This is a genomic window from Variovorax sp. YR752, from assembly GCF_943372545.1.
On the sequence record NZ_CALRZC010000416.1, the window covers coordinates 1 to 3,043 of the forward strand.

Genomic DNA, 3,043 nt, shown 5'->3' on the forward strand with positions numbered 1-3,043 from the left:
TTCAAGCTCATGGCCTACAAGGACGAGTACGAGGTGGCACGCCTGTACGCCGCCCCGCGCTTCATGGAGAAGCTCGGCGAGCAGTTCGAAGGCAAGCCCGTGCTGCGCTTTCACCTGGCGCCGCCGGTGCTGGGGCGTCGCGACGCGGAAGGCCGCGCGCTGAAGACCAGCTTCGGCCCGTGGATGCTCGGCGCCTTCCGCGTGCTTGCGAAGCTGCGCGGCCTGCGCGGCACGGCGCTCGATCCGTTCGGCCGCACCGCCGAGCGCCGCATGGAGCGCCAGCTGGTTGCCGACTACCGCGCGATGGTCGACGACCTGCTCGCACGCTTCGAGCGCATCGACTTCGACACGGCCCTGTCGCTGGCGCGGCTGCCGGAGCAGATTCGCGGTTTCGGGCATGTGAAGGAAGAAAGCATCGTGTCGGCGCGCGTGCGGTGGGAGATGCTGCGTGGGCAGCTCGATACCGGGGCGCCTGCGCGTGCGGTCCGGGCGGAGCCCATGGCCGCTTGAACGATGGGGCGGCCGCGTCTGTGCCGCCCCGCTACAGCAAGCCTCTGGCAGAGGCCTTCAGCGTGGCGGCCGCGCGGGTCGAGCAACCGAGTTTGCGGAACACGCGTTCGACGTGCGTGCGTACCGTGCTCGCGCTGATGTTCAACGTGCGCGCGACCTGCTTCGTGTTGTCGCCCTGGCTGATGCAGCGCAGCACGTCCAGTTCGCGCTGGGACAGCGATGCGTCGTCCTGCGCAGGCACCATGGGCTTCACAGGCGCGCCCGAGAGCGCGCAGGCGAGCAGCGCGGCGACGACCTCTTTGTCGAAACGACCGGCCTCGGCGTCCGCCTGCAGGCGATCGCGCGCCTGGGCGTCGGTCAGTTCGGGTCGCCACGGCCGGCGGGTGCGGTGCGACACCCACTGCTCGGCCGCCGCGACGACCTGCCCTTCGCGCGGCATCGACGCGCCGGAGCGGCCACGGAAGTAGCCGGAGCCATCGCGCCGCTCGAAGGCGAACGAGGCGATTTCTGCTTCTGCCGCGAGACCGTCGATCTGCCCTGCGGCGCGAGACGTCCAGTACGGCACGAGCCGCAGGCGCTCCATCGACGCGGCCGGCAGCGGTTCGGGCGCATTCCAGATGGCGTTGGGAACCGCGGCCCGGCCGATGCCGTGGATCAGGCCGGCCCTGTAGATGCGATGGCGCAAGGCTTCGTTCATTCCCAGTTGGGCGCTGCAGTCGCGCGCCAGCTTGGCCACGCGCCGCGAGTAGCCCGTCATCCAAGGCAGCTTGAGGTCGCTCACGTCGCCGACGAGTTCCAGGCCGACGCGCTGGCGCATGGACGTCGACGCGTCGGCGGCATCGGTCCACGGTGGGGTCGGAGCATCCAACTGCTTTATCCACGCCGCGGCGTGCGGTGCGCAGGCGTCGACCAGGAAGCCGGGGTAGAGGCTGTTCGCGCGTCCCCGCGTGAGCGTGAGGGCTTCCTCGAGCCCATAAAGGCGGCTGAAGATTTCGAGATCGCTCGCCAGGGCCACGACATAGGTCGCAAGGGGCACGGCATCGCCCTGCAGCAGGCCGGGCACGCCGCTGCCATCGAACGCTTCGAAGATGGCGCGCAGGGCGGCCTCGGCATCGCGCCCCAGGCCGAGCATGTTCGCGATGTCGCCGGCAATCTCGCAATGGATGTTCGCCATCTCCACCACGGCCCCGGGGATGGACGCACGGTTGGATTGCCGCATGCGCGGCTGCGACGAGGCGAGAAGGGCGCGCCGGCCCAGCACGTCGTCTTCGAGAAAGTCCGCGAACTCCTGCGCGTTCGCCGTGCAACCCGACCAGCGCAGCAGCGCCACGTGTTGCGCGACCTCGACCTGCGCCGCGTCGCAGCCGGCTTGCGTCGCGATCATTCCGGCCAGCCAGGCGGTGCGCAGGGAATGGTCGATGGGCTGGCCCATGCTCAGGTCGCCGATGAAGGCAAGCGCGCGGGCCGCGTCGAAAGCGGTGAGGGAGGTGTCTTCGGGCATGGCGTCGGGAGGCGGGTGCACAGCATCGCACAGCCGTCGGATCGGTGCCTGTCGGTCATTCGACCGATACCGCAGCTGAAAGGAACGCAGAAGAATCGTTGCACGCGCCTCGTTCGAGGCGTCCCCACCCTCCTCTTACCCATCTCCGCCATGCCCTACGTCATCCAACCTCAACTGCAACCGGCCGCCTGGCTGCGCAAGCTCTATTTCACCCGTGCGGCCTTTTCCTTCGTATGGGTCGCGCTGGCCTTCTCTGTCGCCAAGCAGTCGCCTGTGCTGACGACGATCCTGCTGGTCATCTATCCGGCGTGGGACGCGCTGGCGAATCTGGTGGATGCCCGGATGGCGGGCGGCACCCAAGCCAACCCGACCCAGATGCTGAACACGTGGATCAGCGCGCTGGTCACCGCTGCCGTCGCGGGCTCTTTGGTATTCGGGCTCCAGATCGGCCTGGCCATCTTCGGGGTCTGGGCCATCGTGTCAGGCCTTCTGCAGCTGGCGACGGCCCTTCGCCGCCGAAAGAGCCACCGGGGGCAGTGGGTGATGATGCTGAGCGGCGCGCAGTCTGCGCTGGCCGGCGGCTTCTTCGTTGCACAGCAAGGGACCGGTGCACCGGTCTTGCAGACGCTCGCAGGCTATGCGGCGGTGGGCGCGGTGTACTTCCTGATCTCCGGGCTCGTGATCCTGCTTCGCAAGCCGAATGGAGGGGCCGTGAACCCCCGCCCCATCACGCCTACAGCATCTTCCACTTCTTCCGGTCGATGACGCGGCGGCGCGTGTCCATATGCAGCTGCGACAGCTCGATGGTCACCTGGTCCTTCGTGATGTCGACGAGCCCCCAGTTGCACTGCAGCGCGCCGATGGTGACGGCTGTGCGCAACGCAGCGCCGGACGAGGTGGCCTCGAACAGGCTCCAGGGGCCCGCTGGCCATGGCACGGCGAAGCGGTTCTCGTGGACATCGCCGCTGAGGATGAGGATGCGGCGCGTCGCCGCGAGCGCCAGGATCGCGGCGTGCTCGGCCTCGCAGTCCA

3 protein-coding genes and 1 pseudogene are annotated in these 3,043 nt (G+C 68.7%); 2 read left to right on the forward strand and 2 right to left on the reverse strand.

All coding sequences use genetic code 11. The features are described from left to right. Positions 1-510 (forward strand): DUF6537 domain-containing protein (locus tag AAG801_RS41340; protein WP_341893676.1); only part of this gene is annotated, 510 nt, incomplete at its 5' end. A 31-nt stretch (positions 511-541) separates the two neighbouring features. Here AAG801_RS41340 and AAG801_RS41345 read toward each other — a convergent pair. Then, the gene (locus AAG801_RS41345) at positions 542-2,011 is read right to left on the reverse strand and encodes an HD domain-containing phosphohydrolase (RefSeq protein ID WP_341893677.1); all 1,470 of its coding nucleotides are present in this window, start codon (positions 2,009-2,011) and stop codon (positions 542-544) included. 150 nt (positions 2,012-2,161) lie between these two features. Between AAG801_RS41345 and AAG801_RS41350 the strand changes: the two genes are divergently transcribed. Beyond that, positions 2,162-2,776 (forward strand): DUF308 domain-containing protein, encoded by a 615-nt coding sequence (locus tag AAG801_RS41350; RefSeq protein WP_341893678.1) that lies wholly within the window; start codon positions 2,162-2,164, stop codon positions 2,774-2,776. Here AAG801_RS41350 and AAG801_RS41355 read toward each other — a convergent pair. Further along, positions 2,745-3,043 (reverse strand): annotated as a pseudogene (locus AAG801_RS41355) (hypothetical protein); the annotation flags it as partial. The gene AAG801_RS41350 and the pseudogene AAG801_RS41355 overlap by 32 nt on opposite strands.